The 18,671-nt window shown below is 62.9% G+C and carries 14 protein-coding genes; 6 read left to right on the forward strand and 8 right to left on the reverse strand.

Going from position 1 to position 18,671, the window contains the following annotated elements:
- Positions 1-51 precede the first annotated feature (51 nt).
- The 4 genes from E4Z66_RS09115 to E4Z66_RS09130 form a co-directional block, all read right to left on the reverse strand.
- Positions 52-1,482 (reverse strand): S1C family serine protease, encoded by a 1,431-nt coding sequence (locus E4Z66_RS09115; protein ID WP_136462684.1) that lies wholly within the window; start codon positions 1,480-1,482, stop codon positions 52-54.
- 156 nt (positions 1,483-1,638) lie between these two features.
- Positions 1,639-2,244 (reverse strand): TetR/AcrR family transcriptional regulator, encoded by a 606-nt coding sequence (locus E4Z66_RS09120; protein WP_136462685.1) that lies wholly within the window; start codon positions 2,242-2,244, stop codon positions 1,639-1,641.
- A 65-nt stretch (positions 2,245-2,309) separates the two neighbouring features.
- Positions 2,310-4,202 carry a propionate-CoA ligase PrpE gene (gene prpE / locus E4Z66_RS09125; RefSeq protein ID WP_136462686.1) on the reverse strand — a complete coding sequence of 631 codons (1,893 nt, stop codon included), beginning with the start codon at positions 4,200-4,202 and terminating at the stop codon, positions 2,310-2,312.
- A gap of 233 nt (positions 4,203-4,435) precedes the next feature.
- Positions 4,436-6,709: an NADP-dependent malic enzyme gene (locus E4Z66_RS09130; protein ID WP_136462687.1), complete on the reverse strand. Its 2,274-nt coding sequence runs from the start codon at positions 6,707-6,709 to the stop codon at positions 4,436-4,438.
- 207 nt (positions 6,710-6,916) lie between these two features.
- Between E4Z66_RS09130 and E4Z66_RS09135 the strand changes: the two genes are divergently transcribed.
- From E4Z66_RS09135 to E4Z66_RS09150, 4 genes are read left to right on the forward strand one after another with little or no spacing between them, the layout of a single operon-like run.
- Positions 6,917-8,005, forward strand: coding sequence for a cupin domain-containing protein (locus E4Z66_RS09135; protein ID WP_136462688.1), 1,089 nt, complete (start codon positions 6,917-6,919; stop codon positions 8,003-8,005).
- 1 nt (position 8,006) lies between these two features.
- On the forward strand, positions 8,007-8,399 hold the full coding sequence (locus E4Z66_RS09140; RefSeq protein ID WP_136462689.1) for a cytidine deaminase: 393 nt from the start codon (positions 8,007-8,009) through the stop codon (positions 8,397-8,399).
- A gap of 6 nt (positions 8,400-8,405) precedes the next feature.
- Positions 8,406-9,713, forward strand: a complete 1,308-nt coding sequence (locus E4Z66_RS09145; protein ID WP_136462690.1) for a thymidine phosphorylase — start codon at positions 8,406-8,408, stop codon at positions 9,711-9,713.
- A 3-nt stretch (positions 9,714-9,716) separates the two neighbouring features.
- Complete coding sequence (locus E4Z66_RS09150; protein WP_136462691.1) at positions 9,717-10,880, forward strand: phosphopentomutase; 1,164 nt, start codon at positions 9,717-9,719, stop codon at positions 10,878-10,880.
- A gap of 4 nt (positions 10,881-10,884) precedes the next feature.
- Here E4Z66_RS09150 and E4Z66_RS09155 read toward each other — a convergent pair whose 3' ends face one another.
- A complete protein-coding gene (locus E4Z66_RS09155) occupies positions 10,885-13,008 on the reverse strand; it encodes a putative bifunctional diguanylate cyclase/phosphodiesterase (RefSeq protein WP_136462692.1) in 2,124 nt (707 codons plus the stop codon).
- Between the two features lie 295 nt (positions 13,009-13,303).
- Here E4Z66_RS09155 and upp point away from each other — a divergent pair, with 295 nt between their 5' ends.
- Both upp and E4Z66_RS09165 read left to right on the forward strand, forming a co-directional pair.
- Positions 13,304-13,936, forward strand: coding sequence for a uracil phosphoribosyltransferase (gene upp / locus E4Z66_RS09160; RefSeq protein ID WP_136462693.1), 633 nt, complete (start codon positions 13,304-13,306; stop codon positions 13,934-13,936).
- A 106-nt stretch (positions 13,937-14,042) separates the two neighbouring features.
- Entirely contained in the window at positions 14,043-15,257 is a 1,215-nt protein-coding gene (locus E4Z66_RS09165; RefSeq protein ID WP_136462694.1) for an SPOR domain-containing protein, read from the forward strand.
- A gap of 65 nt (positions 15,258-15,322) precedes the next feature.
- On the opposite strand, the gene E4Z66_RS09170 is transcribed toward E4Z66_RS09165, so the two are convergent.
- From E4Z66_RS09170 to E4Z66_RS09180, 3 genes are all read right to left on the reverse strand, one after another.
- Positions 15,323-16,336 (reverse strand): hypothetical protein, encoded by a 1,014-nt coding sequence (locus E4Z66_RS09170; protein WP_136462695.1) that lies wholly within the window; start codon positions 16,334-16,336, stop codon positions 15,323-15,325.
- Between the two features lie 99 nt (positions 16,337-16,435).
- The gene (locus E4Z66_RS09175) at positions 16,436-16,870 is read right to left on the reverse strand and encodes a flavodoxin family protein (protein ID WP_136463074.1); all 435 of its coding nucleotides are present in this window, start codon (positions 16,868-16,870) and stop codon (positions 16,436-16,438) included.
- Between the two features lie 53 nt (positions 16,871-16,923).
- On the reverse strand, positions 16,924-18,549 hold the full coding sequence (locus tag E4Z66_RS09180) for an AMP-binding protein (RefSeq protein WP_136462696.1): 1,626 nt from the start codon (positions 18,547-18,549) through the stop codon (positions 16,924-16,926).
- Positions 18,550-18,671 lie beyond the last annotated feature (122 nt).

Genomic DNA, 18,671 nt, shown 5'->3' on the forward strand with positions numbered 1-18,671 from the left:
ATTTGAAGAACAATGAAAGGGTGTGGGCCGCTGGGTCTGCGCCCTTTTTCGTTATCGGCATTCCACGAAAACGGTGAAGCTTTGCGCCTTTTGCGCGAGGGCTTCGGGGGGCAGGGGGGTATCTGTCAGACTGAGGGTGGGGTCGACCCCGTTCTGCGCGAGAAAGAGGCGGGCGATTTCGCCCCGGATTGCGAAGTTGACGTTCTGGGGAACGTCGCCCATCGCATCGGCGACTTTCGTGGCGTCCAGTTTGGAGACGACAACGCCGACGACCTCGCCATCGGGGGAGAGCAGCGGACCGCCGGAATTGCCGCTTTGGACCGGCGCGGTGATTTGCATTGTGGTGGCGTCGCCGCCGAGCCCCTTGAGCGAGGAGACCGAGCCGCGCGTGACGTTCAGCCCGCCGAGCAAGCCAGCATAGGGGAAGCCAACGGCGGTCACGTCAGAGTTCAGTTTCGCGGATTGCGCGGCGAAGATGGCGGCCTGCTTGCCGCTGACGGAAGTGGCTTGCAGCAGGGCCAGGTCGAAATCCCTGGACGTGCCTTGGAGCGTTGCTGGCGCGCCGTCGATAGTGATCCGGGTGCAGCCTGCCACGACATGTTCGTTGGTCAGGACGTGGCCGTTCCCGGAGACGATGAAGCCGGTGCCGCTGCTGCCGTGGTTGTCATGCTCTGGCGGGGGGGCAGCGCGTGTGGTGGGGCGGGGTTCCTGTTCATCGCTTTCCAGAAAAGCGATGGCCTTGGTGATGGTGTCGGCCAGCTTCCCTTCGGTGTCGATACGCAGAGGCGCGGCATGGCCCGGGGTCAGGCTGGCCGCGACGGCGTTCAGGATGGAGGCATCTTGCTGCGCCGCGAAGAGCATGATGGTCGACCAGCTTCCGTTTATGAAATCCGATCTGGCATAAAGGGTCGAACCGTCACGTTTGGTGGACGAGGACACGGCGAGGTTGGATTTGCGAACGGAATAGGGGCGGCCTGCGGCCTGGTGCGTGTCGATCGTGTAGTCATGGATGCTTTGCGCCGTGTATTTCGAGTGAATACCGAAGGAGATCGACAGGCTGCTATTGGCGTGGCGATAGTTGTAGAAATTCTCGCTGGGGGCATCGGTGAAATACGCATTCTGTGGCCAAAGCAGCGAGACATTCAGGCCGGGCAGGTGTTTCATTTGCCACCCGTCCTGTTTCACGCGCTGGGCGAAGGACCAGGCCAGTGTCGCCATGTGCCAGTTTTCGGTCTCGGTCCCATATTCAGCCCAGGAATAGCGCGACATGGCTTGGCGACTTATTTTGCCCCACGCCCCGTCGAGGAGGCCATTGTAGTGACCTTCGAAGGCAAGGGCGGTTTGCAAAAATCGCTTGTCCGTGGCGGTCAAAGCGCGCGCGTCGAAGTCGCGAAACAGGGCTTCGTAGTCTTGGGCGCGGGCGGTCAGGGGTGCGAGCAGAAGGCTGAAGGCGATCAGGCAGGCGGCAAAAAATGATTTCACGTCACATCCCTCCGCCCGCGGGTGAGTCACGTTCCGGCATCATGTCCAGAAAATGCGGGCTGCTTGAGGGGTAGCGCCGGGACGGATCAGAAGTTCGGCGAAAAGGCGTCGGAAAAATGGTCTTTGCGCAGGTCGTCGGAATTGCCCGTTTGGCTGTCAGCGTCCGACATCGTTCAGGAGTTCCGAAATCATCGCTTCGATCCGGTCCATCGGCACCGCAGAGATGCGTTTTTCCAAGCCAAGCAGGACGATCCCATGCACGGCGGAAAACAGACCGCGCACCGTCATGTCCAGCGCATCGGCCGATTTCGACGGGAAGATGCGGTTCATCGGCAGGGCGATCAGTTCGAACAGCTTCGCCAGTTCGATCATGTACCATTCCGGGACCGGCCCGTCAGAGGACATGTCCAGATCGAAAACGGCCCGCCAGAGTGCCGTATTTTCGGCGGCAAAGGCGAGGTAGGCGTGGCTCATCACGATGAGCTGGGCATGCGGGTCCTCTGCGTCCTGCGTGTCCAGCGCGCCGCGTATCGCCGCGCCAATGCGCTGGAACGTGCGGCCATTGACGGCCATCACCAAGGCTTGCAGATCTTCGAAATGGGTATAGATCGCGCCAACCGCGCAGCCTGCCTCGCGGGCCACATCCCGCGCCTTGAGCGCGTGCAGCCCGCCTTCCGCGATGCGCTGTTCGGCGACGTCGATCAGTTTCTCGCGCAGCTTGGCACGGCGCATTTCGGTCTTGCTGGCGGGCTGGCCGGTCATCTGTGCACCCCCTGAACGCAGTTCAGGGTTTAGGCGCGCAGAGGGACCAGTGCAAGCGGCGCGGTTCAGGCCTTGGCGTAGCCGATGGTTTGCAGGGCCTCGCGGATTTCGTCCAGAATGGCCGGATCGTCAATCGTGGCGGGCATCTTGAACTCCTTGCCATCGGCGATATTGACCATCGTGCCGCGCAGGATCTTGCCGGAGCGGGTCTTGGGCAGGCGGTCTACGACCACGGCCAGTTTGAACGCGGCGACGGGGCCGATTTTTTCGCGCACCAGCTTGACGACTTCGGCGGTGATCTCTTCATGCGGGCGATTGCATCCGCTGTTCAGGCACAGGAAGCCGACGGGAAGCTGGCCTTTGAAATCGTCGGTCACGCCGATCACGGCGCATTCCGCAACATCCGGATGTGCGGCGAGCACTTCTTCCATCCCGCCGGTGGACAGCCGGTGGCCCGCGACATTGATGACGTCATCGGTGCGCGCCATGATGTACAGGTATCCATCCTCGTCGATCATGCCGGCATCGCCGGTCTCATAGTAGCCGGGAAAGGCGTCGAGATAGGATTTGCGGAACCGGTCCGCCGCGTTCCAGAGCGTCGGCAGGGTGCCGGGGGGCAGCGGCAGTTTCACCGCAATCGCGCCAAGCTCACCGGCGGGCAGGGGGTGCCCGTCTTCGCCCAGGATTTGCACGTCATAGCCGGGCATCGCGACTGAGGGCGAGCCGATTTTCACCGGCATCAGTTCCAGCCCGGTCGGATTGGCGGCGATGGAATAGCCGGTTTCGGTCTGCCACCAGTGGTCGATCACCGGAATGCCCAAAAGTTTTTGCGCCCACTCGATCGTGTCGGGATCGGCGCGCTCCCCTGCGAGGAACAGCGCTTGCAGCTTCGACAGATCGAAGGATTTGGCCAGTTCGCCTTTGGGGTCTTCGCGTTTGACGGCACGGATCGCGGTAGGGGCGGTGAAGAAGGATTTCACGCCATAGTCCGAGATAACCCGCCAGAAGGTCGAGGCATCGGGCGTGCCGACCGGTTTGCCTTCGAAGACGATGGTGGTGCAGCCCGCAAAGAGCGGCGCGTAGCAGATATAGGAGTGTCCCACGACCCAGCCCACATCCGACGCGGCCCAGAAGACATCGCCGGCTTCGACGTTGTAGATGTTCTTCATCGTCCAGTTCAGCGCAACGATATGGCCCGCGGTGGGGCGCACCACGCCCTTGGGCGCGCCGGTCGTGCCGGAAGTGTACAGGATATAGGCGGGGTGGTTGCCTTCGACGGGCACGCATTCGGCGGGGGTGACGCCGTATTGGAAGGCATGCCAATCCACGTCGCGCCCGTCTTCCAGCCTTGCGACCTCTTGTTCGCGTTGGAAGATCACGCAGAAATCGGGTTTGTGGCTGGCGATGTCGATGGCGCCGTCCAGAAGCGGCTTGTAGTGGACCACGCGGTTCGGCTCTATTCCGCAGGAGGCGGCGATGATCGCCTTGGGCTTGGCATCGTCAATCCGAACGGCCAGCTCATTCGCAGCAAAGCCGCCGAACACGACGGAGTGAATGGCCCCCAGACGCGCACAGGCCAGCATCGCTTCGAGGGCTTCCGGCACCATCGGCATGTAGATGATGACGCGGTCGCCCTTTTCGATGCCCTTGGCGCGCAACGCCCCGGCCAGAGAGGCGACGCGGGTTTGCAATTCGGCATAGGAAAGCGTGTGCTTGGTGTGGGTGATCGGGCTGTCATAGATGATCGCGGTGCGGTCGCCATGGCCTGCTTCGACGTGGCGGTCGACCGCGTTGTAGCAGGTGTTGACCTTGGCATCGGCGAACCATTCGTAGATATGATCGCCCCGGTCGAACAGGGCCTGTTTCGGTGGCTCGGCCCAGTCGACGGCTTGCGCCTGTTCCATCCAGAACCCTTCCGGATCCGATTTCCACGCCGCATAAATATCTGAATAGCCCATCACCGGTCCTCCCCCGTTTTAGTGCTGTCCCCGCATCTATCGGCGGATTTACGGCGCGGGCAAGGGGTGCGGCTGTCGCAGGCCCAAAAAGTGTAAATTCGTTTACATCGCGCCGCGTTGACGCAATTGCCGGCTGCGCCGACACTATGATTGGAATGAGGGGCGTTGCCCCTCAAACTCCCCAAAGTATTTTGCAACAGGCGAAAGCAGCGCGGCGGTGTTGGCCGCCTTGGTCAGCCGTAATGGGCCACCGGTGTGCCTGCGATAGCGGCCATGTTCAGCAGGCCGCGTGTGGTGATGGAGGGCGAGACGATATGCGCGCGGTTGCCCATGCCCATCAGGATCGGGCCGACTTCGAGCCCGTTGCCTTTCATCTTGAGGATGTTGCGCACCCCGGATGCGGCGTCGGCATGGCCGAAGATCAGCACGTTTGCCGCCCCTTTCATCCGGTTGTCCGGCAGGATGCGTGCGCGCAGGTCCGGGTCGAGTGCGGCGTCGATATTCATCTCGCCCTCGTAGCAGAAATCCCCGTTTTGCGCGTCGAGGATATCCATCGCCTCGCGCAGGCGTTTGCCGGACCCATAGGGCTGGTTGCCGAACTGGGACTGGCCGCAGAACGCGATATTGGGTTCGATCCCGAAGCGGCGCACATGGCGGGCGGCGCCGGTGGCGATTTCAGCCAGCGCATCGGGTTCGGGCGCGGTATGGACATGGGTATCTGCGATGAAGAGCGGGCCGTCTTCGAGGATCATCATGCTGAGCGCGCCGACCGCATGGTAATCGCCGCGTCCGAGGACTTCGCTGATATATTTGAGGTGCCAGCGGAACTCACCGAAGGTGCCGCAGATCAGGCTGTCGGCCTCTTGGCGGTGAACCATCACGGCCCCGATGGCGGTGGTGTTGGTGCGCATGATTGCGCGGGCGATGTCGGGGGTGACGCCGCGCCGGGCCATCAGGCCATGATAGGTTTCCCAATAGTCGCGGTAGCGCGGGTCGTTTTCGGGGTTCACGATTTCGAAGTCGCGGTCGGGCCGGATGGTGAGGCCATGCCGTTCGCAGCGGGCCTCGATGACTTCGGGGCGACCGATGAGGATCGGCTTTTCGGTGGTTTCTTCCAAGATGGCCTGGGCCGCGCGCAGGACGCGCTCATCCTCGCCCTCGGCGAAGGCGATGCGGCGCGACGCGGTGGCGGCGGCTTCGAAGACCGGGCGCATCAGCAGGGCAGAGCGGAACACCGATTGTTCGAGCCGCTGACGATAGCTGTCCAGATCGGCAATCGGGCGGGTGGCGACGCCGGTTTTCATCGCCGCTTCCGCCACCGCCCCCGACACGACACCGATCAGGCGCGGGTCGAAGGGTTTGGGGATCAGGTAATCGGCCCCGAAGGTCAGTTGTTCTCCCTTATAGGCTGCGGCGGCTTCGGCCGAGGTCGTGGCGCGGGCGAGCTTGGCGATGCCGTCCACGCAGGCCAGTTCCATTTCGCTATTGATGGTCGTCGCGCCCACATCCAGCGCACCGCGGAAGATGAAGGGAAAACACAGCACGTTATTGACCTGGTTCGGAAAATCGCTGCGCCCGGTGGCGATGATGGCGTTGGGCGCGACCTCTCTGGCGAGGTCGGGCAGGATTTCCGGCGTCGGGTTGGCGAGGGCGAAGATGATCGGCGCATCGGTCATGCGCGCGACTTGCTCGGGCTTCAGCACGCCCGGACCGGAGAGGCCCAGGAACATATCCGCGCCGTCGATCACATCGTCCAGCGTGCGCAGGTCGGTGGCTTGGGCAAAGGCGGCCTTGGCGGGGTTCATGTCTTCGGTCCGGCCTTCGTAGACCAGCCCATGAATGTCGCAAAGCCAGATGTTCTCGCGCTTCACGCCCAGTTTCACCAGTAGGTTCAGGCAGGCGATGCCCGCCGCGCCGCCGCCGGTGGAGACCAGTTTGATATCCTCGAACCTCTTGCCTGCCACATGCAGCGCGTTGGTGGCTGCTGCGCCGACGACGATGGCCGTGCCGTGCTGGTCGTCGTGGAAAACCGGGATGCCCATGCGTTCACGGCACAGCTTTTCGACGATGAAACAGTCCGGTGCCTTGATGTCTTCGAGGTTGATCGCGCCGAAGGTCGGTTCCAATGCGCAGACGATATCCGCCAGCTTTTCCGGGTCGGTTTCGTCCACTTCGATGTCAAAGCAGTCGATCCCCGCGAATTTCTTGAACAGGACCGCCTTGCCTTCCATCACCGGCTTTGATGCGAGCGCGCCGATATTGCCCAGACCAAGCACGGCCGATCCGTTGGACACGACCGCCACCAGATTGCCGCGCGCGGTATACTCTGAGGCGGTTGCGGCGTCGGCTTTGATCTCAAGGCAGGCTTCGGCCACACCGGGGGAATAGGCGCGGGCCAGATCGCGACCATTGGCCAGCGGTTTGGTGGCGCGGATTTCGAGCTTTCCGGGCTTCGGGTGACGATGATAGGCGAGCGCGGCGTCGCGCAGAGACTGGTTTTCAGGCATTGGGTTAACCTCTGGGACATTTAGTTCAGCACTAAACTGCTTTGGCGCAGGGGGGAAGCGCAGCGGTACTAGGATAGGTTGGAATATGGCTGTGCCGATGATCCATATCTCTTCCGGGCGCAAGGTAATTTCAAGCAGACCTGGCGGCGCGCTTGCATTGCCGGGCGTGTCGCGAAACTATGCCCGAACTGTCAAAAAGGTGTAACGATGCAGAATATCCGGGCTGAAATCCTGCTCCCGACGGATGAATTGCGGGACGACATTCCGTTTTTCACCAAGACGCTCGGGATGCGGATGGATGAGATTTTCCCAGCCGATGATCCGAGCGAGGCAGTTTTCTCAGGCCATGGGGTGCGGCTGCGTGTGCGCAAGGGGGCGGATACAGCGCCCGGCGTGCTGCGCATTCTGGCCGATGATCCGGTGCTGATCGCGGGCGGCGCGACAGAGTTGACAGCGCCCAATGGCACGCGGGTCGAAATCGCGGCGCTGGCCCCGCCGGTCCAAACGCCAAAGGTCGAACATGCCTTCGTCGTGCGCCGCTTGGCCGAAAATGCGCCTTGGGTCGTGGGCCGCGCTGGTATGGAATACCGCGACCTCATTCCGGGGCGGCTGGGCGGGTCGATCATCGCCAGCCATATCCGTATTCCCGAAGGTGGGCCGGTGCCCGATATGGTCCATTACCATTCGGTCGGGTTCCAGCTGATCTTCTGTTATCGCGGCTGGGTTGATCTTGTGTACGAAGATCAGGGCGCTCCGTTCCGGCTTTACGCGGGCAATTGCGTGATCCAGCCGCCGGAAATCCGCCACCGGGTTCTTCATTCGGGCGACAATCTGGAAGTCATCGAAATCGGAGTGCCAGCTGAGCATGTGACCACGATCGACCATGCCATGCCCCTGCCCAATGGGCGGGTGGACCCGGAGCGGCTGTGGGACGGGCAGCGCTTTGTCCATCACAAGGCGGACGAGGCGGCGTGGAGCGGCTTTCGTGTTCCGGGCTTTACCGCGCGCGATACGACGATCAACGCCAATACGGGCGGGGTGGCCGGGGTGCAGGTGGTCCGTGCCGATGGGGATCGCAGCCCGTGGCATCGCCATGACAGCGATATCCTGTTCAGCTTCGTCATGACGGGCAGCTTGCGGCTGGAAGGCGAAGGCCAGCCTGCGCAACACCTTGAAGCGGGCGATGCGTTTGTGGTGCCGCCGGGCATGAAGGTGCGGTATGCAGACCCGACCGAGGATTTCGAGATGCTCGAAGTGTCCTTGCCGGGTGTATTTGAAACGAATGTGGAGAGTTGAAATGTCATTGAAAGAAGCTGCATTGGCGGTGCGGGAGCGGGCCTATGCCCCGTATTCGAATTTCAAGGTTGGCGCGGCGGTGCGCGGCGTATCGGGCGACATCCATGCTGGCTGCAACGTGGAAAACGTGGCCTATCCCGAAGGCACCTGCGCCGAGGCTGGCGCCATTGCCGCGATGGTGGCTGCGGGCGACACGGAATTGACCGAAGTCTACGTGGTCGCCGGATCGCCTATGCCGGTCACGCCCTGTGGCGGGTGCCGCCAGAAGCTGGCCGAATTCGGCAAGCCGGAAGTGACTGTCACCATGGCGACGACGGGGGGGATCGAACGCTCCATGACGCTGGCGGAATTGCTGCCCGGCGTGTTCAATGCCGCGCATATGGACGAGGGTTGAGCCAAGATGGACGCACGCTCGATCATTGCCCGGTTGCGGCATCAGGAAACGCCGACCGCTGCGGAACTTACATGGTTCGCACAGGGCTTGGCGGACATGACCGTCAGCGATGCGCAGGCCGGGGCTTTCGCGATGGGGGTCTGCCTGTCCAAGCTGAATGATGAGGGCCGCGTTGCCCTGACCTTGGCGATGCGCGATTCCGGGCGGGTTCTGGATTGGTCGGGGCTGGGCAAGCCGGTGCTCGACAAACATTCGACCGGCGGGGTGGGCGATTGTGTCAGCCTCGTACTTGCGCCAGCGCTTGCGGCCTGCGGTGTTGCTGTGCCGATGATCTCGGGCCGGGGCTTGGGACATACGGGCGGCACGCTCGACAAGATGGAGGCCATTCCGGGCGTCACGACCGCGCTGGACGATACCCGTTTGCGGCAGGCGGTTGAGCAGGCCGGAGCGGTCATCGTGGGCGCAACGGCGGATATCGCGCCTGCGGACAAGCGGCTATACGCGATCCGTGACGTCACTGGCACGGTGGAAAGCCTTGACCTGATCACCGCCTCGATCCTGTCCAAAAAACTCGCCGCGGGGCTGGATGGTCTGATCCTCGATGTAAAGGTCGGATCGGGCGCGTTCATGAAATCGATGGATGAGGCAGAGGCGCTGGCGACCGCGCTGGTGCAAACCGCCAATGCGGCGGGGTGCAAGACCTCTGCGCTGGTGACTGACATGAACCAGCCGCTTGTGCCCGCGCTGGGCAATGCCCTGGAGGTTGCCGAGGTGCTGCGTGTCCTCACGGGGGAGAATCGCGGACGGATTTTGGAACTCTGCGCAATTCTTGGCGGTGTGCTGCTGGACAATGCCGGGCTTGTCCCCAGCGTCGATGCGGGGGCGGAACAGATTGCAAAAGCGATCCGCAGCGGCGCGGCGGCAGAGGCGTTCGGCCGCATGATTGCCGTGCAGGGCGGCCCGTTGTCCTTCGTCGACGACTGGTCGCGCTTTTTGCCCGAAGCCACCGTGATCCGCGAGGTACAGGCCACTGAGGCAGGGTTCGTGACCGCCATTGACGGCGAAGCGCTGGGCCTTGCCGTCGTGGCGCTGGGCGGCGGACGCCAGATCGAAACCGATGTGATCGATCCGGCGGTGGGGTACTCCGATCTGGTCGAACTGGGCGCGAAGGTCACGCGGGGAACGACCCTTGGCGTGGTACATGCTTCGCGGCCCGAACAGGCGAACGCGGCGGAACGGGCGCTGCGGGCGGCCATCACCATTGGGGCCAAGGCACCGGCCGTGCCCGACCTGATCTGCGCAAGGGTGGATTGACCGATGGCGCGGGCGTTTCTTGTTGTCATCGATTCCGTCGGGATTGGCGGCGCGCCGGATGCGGCGCAATTCTTCAACGGCGATGTGCCTGACACGGGCGCAAATACGCTTGGCCATATCGCGCAGTGGTGCGAGCAAGAGCGCGGGCGCCCCCTTGACCTGCCGGTGATGGCGGGGCTGGGGCTGGGCCGCGCGATCGAAGCGGCCTCGGGCATGACCGTCCCGGCTTTGGAGGCACCGCTTGCTGGGGCATGGGGCTTTGCGACCGAAGTATCGCCAGGCAAGGACACGCCGTCGGGCCATTGGGAATTGGCGGGGCTACCAGTGCCGTGGGATTGGCACTACTTCCCCGACAAGCAAGACAGCTTCCCGCCCGATTTGCTGGCGGCGGTCTGCGCGGCGGCAGGCAGTGCGGGCACGCTTGGCAATTGCCACGCATCGGGAACGGAAATCATCGCCCGTCTGGGCGAAGAACATCAGCGCACCGGTTGGCCGATTTGTTACACCTCTGCCGATTCCGTGTTCCAGATCGCCGCGCATGAGGACAGCTTCGGGTTGGACCGTCTGTTGGATCTGTGCCGAACCATCGCGCCGATGCTGCATGAAATGCGGGTGGGCCGGGTGATTGCGCGGCCCTTCGTCGGCACGCCGGGCCAATATGCGCGGACCGGAAATCGCCGGGATTTCGCGATCACGCCGCCGGGGCCGGTTTTGACCAACCGGGTGCAGGATGCCGGGGGCCATGTGTATGGCGTCGGCAAGATCGGCGATATTTTCTCCATGACCGGGATCGATGAGGTGCGCAAAGGCGACGACGCCGCGCTGCTGGGGCATCTGCATGATCTGGCCAGAACGGCCGTGCCCGGCAGCCTGACCTTCGCCAATATCGTCGAGTTCGACAGCCTGTACGGGCATCGACGCGATCCGGGCGGATATGCGGCGCATCTGGAATGGTTCGACATGCAAATCGGCGGGGTCTTGGACCTTTTGGGGCCTGATGACCTGCTGGTGATCACCGCTGACCACGGCAACGATCCCACATGGCTGGGCACGGATCACACGCGCGAACGGGTGCCGGTGCTGGCAGCGGGCATGGGGCCGCGCGCGCTTGGCGGTATGGCGTTTACCGATGTGGCGCAGTTGGTCGCCGCGCATCTGGGGGCATAAGCGCTCAGGCACGCTTTCGGCGTTCGCGGCAATGAGTGCGCGCGAATTGGGTCAAATCCTCACGCGTGAGGGGCTGCGCGAAATGATAGCCTTGCAGCTTGTCGCAGCCCAGATCGCGCATCGTTTCCGCAAGGGCGGCATTTTCGACGCCTTCGGCTGTCATCGGAATATCAAGCGCCTGACACATCTGCGAAATTGCCTGAAGCAGGGGGCGTCCATGCCCCCCGTCCGACAGGGCTGACAAGACGATCTTGCGGTCGATCTTGATCCTGTCCGGCCGGAGCGACAGCAAGCTGGTCAGCGAGGCACGCCCGCTGCCGAAATCATCCAGCTCAATTCCGATGCCATGTTCGCGGATGGAATCCACGATCCACGCCAATTCGTTGATTTCATCATCGTAATCAATCGTTTCAAGCAGTTCGAGACTGACGCGGCACGGGGCGTTGGCAAGGCTGCGTAAGGTGCGCTTTTCCCCAAGACTGACAAGGCGCTGGACACTCACATTGAAGGACATGTTCTGCACCGGGGTGCCGGCGGCCCGCATTTCATCGGCGGTCTCAAAGGCGTGCTGCATGACAAGGGTTTCAATATCGGACAACACCCCCAGTTCATCGGCGACCGACAGGAATTGCCCCGGCGCCATCAATCCCCGCTTGGGATTGTTCCAGCGGGCCAGCGCCTCCGCCCCGGCAAAGCTATGGTCCGTGGCGGTGACCTGCGGCTGGAACATCGCGATGAATTCGTTCCGGTCGAGCCCTTCGAGTATCTCGTCGCTCAACCGTTTCTTGGCTTCGGTGGCGCGGCGCAGCGCGGGCGTGAACAGGTGATACCGGCCCCGTCCGGCATCCTTGGCTTTGTACAAAGCGATGTCGGCGTTTTGCAGCAACTCGCCGATTTGGTCACGGCGCCCGGTAGAGATGCCGATGCTGCACCCGAAATGCAGCGATTTCCCGTTCCACGTCACGGGCTTGCGAAAGCCCTTGAAAATACGTTCGGCGACCGTGATCGCATCGTTCTGCGATGCGTTGGCCGATTGGAACACCACGAACTCATCGCCGCCAACGCGTGCAATTTCATCGGACCCCCGCACCGATTTTTGCAAGATGTTGGACACGACACAGAGCAGATGATCGCCTGCGGCATGGCCGAACACATCGTTGATCGGTTTGAACCGGTCGAGGTCGATGTGAAGGACGGAGAATTCCTGATCGGGGTCGCAATCCTTCATCGCGGTGGCCAAGGCAAGGTCGAGACCGCGCCGATTGGAAAGCCCGGTCAACGGATCGGTCCGGGCCGCGATTTCCAATTCCTTCGCCCGCGCCGCCAGTTCCAGTTGCACGCGCTTCATCTTGGTGACATCGGTCCGAAACCCGACGGTGTCCCCATTGGGCAGTTGAACCTCGTGGATTTGCAGGAATCGCCCGTTGGCCAATTTCTGCTCTACCGCGGTTTTGGCGGTGCGGTGGATGTTCAGACGCTCTTTCAGCCATTCTTTCTCACGGCCAATCGCATCGGGATATTGTCTGCGCTTCAGGCCATAGCGCAGGATGTCGGTAAAATGTGCGCCGACGGTAATGGCTGGCGCCGATTCCTCGTAAATCTCGCGGTAGCGGGAGTTGAACAGCACGGCGCGATCGTTCTTGTCATACAGGACGAAACCGTCGGGGAGCGCCTCGATCGCGGCCCAAAGCCGCTCTTGTGCTTCTGTTGCTGCCCGCTCCGCCGCGGCGAGCTTTTCCTGAAGTTCGACCTGTGCGGTGGCGTCGCGCTGCGATGCGATCCAGCACATGCGCCCACTTGCCCGGTCTTTGAAGGGCCGGACCACGACATCGGACCACATCTTGGACCCATCCTTGCGGTAGGTCAGTATTCGAATCCGGTGGCTGCGCCCGTCCTTCACGGCGGCGCGCAGCTCTGCCACGGTCCCAAGGTCGCTGCCCGGCCCCAACAGCGAAAACGTGGCCTTGCCGATCACCTCGTCGAAACTATAGCCGGAGAGGTCGAGTAATGCCTTGTTGCACCACACGATTTCCATCGGGCTTCCCGTTCCGGTGACATCGACGGCGATGAAAACGCCATCATTCGTCATATCGGCAAATCGTAGTTTTGCTTCGTCGATGCTGTTCATTCGTCGATGCTGCTCATTCGGGGCCTTGTTGTCGCGGCGACGGCACGCGGCGCGGCGTCTCGCCTGCGGTCCTGAAGCTTGGTGCGGACCGAAAGTAGGGCCAAGGGGCGCAGATATCGTTAAGAGGATGGCGAAACAGGCCGCGGGCGAGGGAGAACGGCGGATAATCCGCTGAGAATTCTATCGGTATTTTACCTGTTTCCTGCGCAACGGGGGAAAGCGTGCGAAAGCGTCTTGATGGGCGTTGCCTTCATCGCCGTCGCGGGGCAAAACACACCAAACGAAGGAGAGGCCGATGTCCGAGCATTTGACCGTCGTCAATCACCCGCTGGTGCAACACAAATTGACGTTGATGCGGCAGAAGGAGACGTCGACCGCCGTGTTCCGCCAGCTTCTGCGCGAGATCAGCCAGCTGCTGGCCTATGAAATCACCCGCGAATTGCCGATGACCACCAAAACCATCGAGACACCGATGGTGGAGATGGAAGCGCCCGTGCTGGATGGCAAGAAGCTGGCACTGGTGTCGATCCTGCGGGCGGGGAACGGGCTGTTGGACGGGGTGCTAGAGCTTATCCCGTCGGCGCGGGTCGGATTTGTCGGCCTGTACCGGGACGAGGAAACGCTGCAACCGGTCCAGTATTACTTCAAGGTGCCCGAAGAATTGCAGGAACGTCTGGTGATCGCCGTCGATCCGATGCTGGCCACGGGCAATTCCAGTGCCGCCGCCATCGACCTGCTGAAAGAGGCCGGGGCCACGAATATCCGTTTCTTGTGCCTTCTGGCCGCGCCCGAAGGGGTCGCGCGTATGAAAGAGGCGCATCCGGATGTGCCGATCGTGACGGCCTCGTTGGACGAAAAGCTGAACGATATGGGCTATATCGTGCCGGGTCTGGGCGACGCGGGCGACCGGATGTTCGGTACCAAATAGCGGGGCATCCCGCAAAGCTGCGTATATTTTCGGAATTGCCCTCGGCACGCTTTACACTCGCGTTAAGGGTGGTGCATCCTGACCTCAACATTCTGAGGGGGATGTCATGAAATATGTGCAGTATCTGGCCGCGGTGGTCGGGCTTCTTTCCGCAACGGCAACCGGTGTCGTGGCGCAATCGAGCGGGTCGTCCGCCGTCCCGGCGGAAACGCCGCCAGGGTCCTATACCGGTGCTCAATATGTGGATAGCAAAGGCTGTGTGTTCATCCGCGCCGGGGTCGATGGCAACGTGACATGGATCCCGCGCGTCAATCGGCAGCGCCAGCACATCTGTGGAATGGCCCCGTCGCAAGTGGCGGGCGGCGCGGCAGCCGAGCCAGCGCCAGTCATCCGCGCGGCGCCTAAGCCTGTCGCCCCCGCCGCCGTTGCACCTGCCGCTGCTGCCCCGAAGCCGGTTCCGATGCCCCGCGCTGCCAAAAAGGTACGCCGCAAGGCCGCCAAGCCGATGCCTCGCATGGTCAAGCGGCAGACGGTCGCGCCTGCGCCGACGCCGGTGCAGACAGGGCAGGTCGACGTCTATGACGGGGATCAGCCCGCTGTTGCGGTGCTGTCACGCCGGGCGCTTGGCAAGTCGGTCGCCTCGACCTCTTTGCCGGGTTCCACGCGGGTCGTGCCGCTGCATGTGGCGCGTCAGCAATTGGCGGCAGGTTCGTTCAACGTGCCAAGCGGCTATCGCAAGGCGTGGGAAGATGATCGTTTGAACCCACGGCGGGCCGAGGGCACGCTGCGCGGGCGCGAACAGATGCATCTGGTCTGGACGACCGGTGTGCCGCGCCGCCTGATCGACAAGCTGTCGGGGCGGGATGTCACGGCAAAAGTCGCGCTGGTCTATCCTTATACGGATTTCACCCGCCAACGCCGCGAATTGGGGGTCGTGACCCTGTCGACGCGCAATGGACAGGTGGTCAAGCAGATCAAGCGCAACCGCGCCGAAGTTGTTGCCAAGCCCGCCAAAGCGGAAACGCCGCGCGCTGTACAATCCACCCGTTCAGCAGCGCCTGCACCGAAGGCCGCGCGGGCGGAGAGCCTTGCAGGCAAGCAATATGTGCAGGTCGGCACCTTTGGTGTCGCAGCCAATGCGCAAACCACGGCCGCGCGGCTGAAACAGATGGGCCTGCCCATGCGCATCGGTAAATACGCCAAGAACGGCAAAACCTATCGCATCGTGCTGGCGGGGCCTTTCGCCGATCAGAACGCAGCGAGTAATGCGCTTGGCACCGTGCGCCGGGCCGGGTTCGGGGATGCGTTCCTGCGCAAGTAAGGGCACGGCAAGTAAAGGCATTGGCGGGGGCTGGTCGTCAGGCCCCGCAAATCAGGCCCCTTATGTCAGGCCCCGCAAATCGCCTGAATACGCAGCCAATCGGCATCGCTGACCAGTGGCACCGGGGGCTTGCCGCGCATCGGGTCGCCTTCGATCAGCGGCAGAACGGTTTCCCCCGTCACGTCCAGCGCATAGGCATAGGCCGTAGAGCCGACATTCATCGCCGCGAACACGGGCAGCATCTGGTCCGGCGCAGGCTGCGGCGCGGATTGGACCAGAAGATGCTCTGCATAGGCGTCAAGAACGCCCTGGCTTAGCCGCCCCGTGGTCAGCAGCCGGAAGGTGCTGGTGACGCCGCCAAAATCCAACAGGCGGCGCAACGGATCTTCCTGGGCGGCGCGGGCGCGCTCTGCCAGGATGAATCCCGCGACCACGTCGGGTTCTTCAAAATCTTCCACCAATTTGCGCGAGAGCAGCACGCGCCCGCCGGGGATCATCAGCGTGGAATCGAACCCGCCGCGCATCACCGCAAGCCGGGGCGTGTCCAGCCGCGATCCCAGTCTGGCAAGGCTCGACATATTGGCGGAGGTGCCGCAAGCGGGGCCTGTGACGCGCGAAATCCGGCCAAACAGCGCCTGCCCGATCTGCGCTCGCCCGGCCGGGGGCACCACGCTGAGCGTATGGGTCAGAAGCGCGCCGGGCAGCCAGAAGATCGCCATATAGGCCACGAGGGCGAGCGAGGCGAGAATACCCAGCAGGCGCAAACGACCGGGCCGGGGCCGGGCGCGTTCGACGGCGCGGCGCAGCTTTTCGATGGCATCGATCATCTCTGCCTCGGACTCGGGCAGTTCCAGTTCCTCGCCCGGATCACCATCGGGATGGAAGCGTGCAGGCATCTTGCCGGGATTGGCCCGGTCTATTGCTGCGATGGACCAATGCGCCAGCGCCTGATCGGTCCCCGTCTTGATGGTCAAAGTGGCATCGCCCAGAACCGCGATCACGTCACGTCTCTGTTCGCCCTCGGCGGGGCGCCACAGCCCGGATGCTTCGATCCGCGCGTATTTCTTGAGGGCTACCATGCTGCGTTGGCTGCTCATGCCTGTCGGTTTGCCAAAGACTAGCACGCCAGACAGGAGGGGGTAAGGCCTTGCAAGCGGGGCTGATCCCCGGCGGTCAGATCAGAAGGCGCCCATCGCGATGCCTACCGCCAGGGCCGCGCCCAGTTCCCGGCACAGATCCAGATCGTCTTGGGCAATCGTCTTGGGGGCCAAGATGGCTTCCGGGGTTTGCGCATGGGTGCAGACAATCAGCGGCGGCTGCACTTCCTTCAAACGCCAGCCGGTGGCGATCCGCGCGGTCTGGCGGGCGGCGTTGTGTCCGTCCGAGCCTGCGCAAATCATCTGCGCATAGGGCCGCCCTTCGATCCGGCCCAAAACCGGGTAATAGCAGCGATCGAAAAAGGCCTTCATCTCGCCGGTCAGCGCGGCAAGGTTTTCCGGTGCGCAGAACATGTAGCCATCCGCGCCCAGGACGTCATCTGGCCCGGCGCTTTCGGCGTCCAGCAGCTCTGTGTCCAACTCTGCCCGTGCGGCCTGCGCCGCAGCCTCTGCCATCTGGCGCGCGCCGCCGGTGCGCGAATGGTAGACGATCAGCAGTCGTCGGTCGCTCACAGGGTTTTCGCGATGTTGCGCAGCTCGAACTTCTGGATCTTGCCGGTCGAGGTCTTGGGCAATTCCTGAAACACGACCTTCTTCGGCGCTTTGAATCCGGCCAGCGTGGTGCGGGCGAAGGCGATGATATCGGCCTCACTTGGCGCGGTGCCGGGTTTCAGTTCGATAAAGGCGCAAGGCACTTCGCCCCATTTGTTGTCCGGCTTGGCAACGACGGCGGCAAGGTTCACATCCGGGTGGCCCATCAAGGCGCTTTCCACTTCGACCGAGGAGATATTCTCCCCGCCGGAAATAATGATGTCTTTGGCACGGTCCGCGATCTGAATGTAGCCGTCGGGATGCTGCACGGCGATATCGCCGGAATGGAAATAGCCGTCCTTGAACGCCTCTTCCGACGCTTCGGGGTTCTTGAAATAGCCCTTCATCACGCCATTGCCGCGAAAGACGATCTCGCCCTGCGTGGCGCCGTCCAGCGGCACGTTCGCCATTGCGTCGTCCATGACGGTGATGTCTTCGAAGATCGGCATCGCCACGCCCTGACGCGCCTTGATCGCGGCGCGGTCCTGCCCGGCCAGCGGCTCCCAGTCGGCGCGCCACAGGCATTCGGTGCCCGGCCCGTAGGTTTCGGTCAGGCCATAGACCTGCGTGACATTGAACCCCATCGGTTCGATCTTGGCGAGCGTCGCCGGGGCCGGGGGGGCACCTGCGGTAAAGACCTCGACCACATGGTCGAAGCTGCGGCGTTCTTCTTCTGGGGCGTTGACCAGCATGTTCAGAACGATGGGCGCACCGCCGAAATGCGTCACGCCTTCATCCGCGATGGCATCGAATATCGCAGGCGCGGTAATGTCGCGGCAACAGACCAGCGTGCCGCCCACTTTGGGCATCATCCAAGTGTGGCACCAGCCATTGCAGTGAAACAGCGGCACGATGGTCAGATAGACCGGGTGCAGCGCCATTCGCCAACTGATCGTCTGCCCCATCGCGTTCAGATAGGCGCCGCGGTGGTGATAGACCACGCCCTTGGGCCGCCCGGTCGTGCCGGATGTATAGTTGAGCGCGATGCTCTCCCATTCGTCTTCCGGGAACACCCAGTCAAAACCGGGATCGGCGGCGGCCAGCATGTCCTCATAGACGGGATAACGACCAGAGGCCGGGAACCCCGCCGCCGCGTCGGGCACTTCGATGATCTCGGGGCCGTTCCCATCCATCTGCGCCTTGGCCGCTTCGGCCAGATCAAGGAATTGCGTGTCGACCAGCACAACCTTGGCATCGCCATGGCCGAAGATATAGGCGACCGTGTTCACATCGAGCCGCGTGTTGATCGTGTTGAGCACAGCGCCACATGCCGGCACGCCGAAATGCGCTTCGGCCTGGGCGGGCAGGTTGGGGATCAGCGTGGCAACGACATCACCGGGCGCGACACCCCGCGCGGCCAGGGCCGCGGCAAGCCGGGTGCAACGCTCGTAATATTCGGTATAGGTCACGCGATGCGCGCCATAGATGACGGCAGGGTGGTCGGCGAACACGATCCGCGCGCGCCGCAGCGATGAAAGCGGTGTCAGCGGCACGTAATTGGCAGCGCGTTTTTCCAGCCCGGTTTCGTCAGCAAGCCATCCCATGACGCCCTCTCTCCCCACATGATCGATGCGAGTTGAAAATCTGCGCCATCGCAGGGCAAAAGTCCATTGGCCACACGGCAGGATTGCGCGTAGTTTTGCGTGACGTCACGAAGCCCGGTTTG

The organism is Aliishimia ponticola, from assembly GCF_004803475.1.
Taxonomy (GTDB): Bacteria; Pseudomonadota; Alphaproteobacteria; order Rhodobacterales; family Rhodobacteraceae; genus Aliishimia; species Aliishimia ponticola.

Coding starts and splice junctions, on each gene's coding strand:
- E4Z66_RS09135 (WP_136462688.1), top strand. CDS start 6,917: ATGCAGAATATCCGGGCTGAAATCCTGCTCCCGACGGATGAATTGCGG.
- E4Z66_RS09130 (WP_136462687.1), bottom strand. CDS start 6,709: ATGCCTGAAAACCAGTCTCTGCGCGACGCCGCGCTCGCCTATCATCGT.
- E4Z66_RS09165 (WP_136462694.1), top strand. CDS start 14,043: ATGAAATATGTGCAGTATCTGGCCGCGGTGGTCGGGCTTCTTTCCGCA.
- E4Z66_RS09140 (WP_136462689.1), top strand. CDS start 8,007: ATGTCATTGAAAGAAGCTGCATTGGCGGTGCGGGAGCGGGCCTATGCC.
- E4Z66_RS09155 (WP_136462692.1), bottom strand. CDS start 13,008: ATGAACAGCATCGACGAAGCAAAACTACGATTTGCCGATATGACGAAT.
- E4Z66_RS09180 (WP_136462696.1), bottom strand. CDS start 18,549: ATGGGATGGCTTGCTGACGAAACCGGGCTGGAAAAACGCGCTGCCAAT.
- prpE (WP_136462686.1), bottom strand. CDS start 4,202: ATGGGCTATTCAGATATTTATGCGGCGTGGAAATCGGATCCGGAAGGG.
- upp (WP_136462693.1), top strand. CDS start 13,304: ATGTCCGAGCATTTGACCGTCGTCAATCACCCGCTGGTGCAACACAAA.
- E4Z66_RS09170 (WP_136462695.1), bottom strand. CDS start 16,336: ATGGTAGCCCTCAAGAAATACGCGCGGATCGAAGCATCCGGGCTGTGG.
- E4Z66_RS09175 (WP_136463074.1), bottom strand. CDS start 16,870: ATGGCAGAGGCTGCGGCGCAGGCCGCACGGGCAGAGTTGGACACAGAG.
- E4Z66_RS09145 (WP_136462690.1), top strand. CDS start 8,406: ATGGACGCACGCTCGATCATTGCCCGGTTGCGGCATCAGGAAACGCCG.
- E4Z66_RS09120 (WP_136462685.1), bottom strand. CDS start 2,244: ATGACCGGCCAGCCCGCCAGCAAGACCGAAATGCGCCGTGCCAAGCTG.
- E4Z66_RS09150 (WP_136462691.1), top strand. CDS start 9,717: ATGGCGCGGGCGTTTCTTGTTGTCATCGATTCCGTCGGGATTGGCGGC.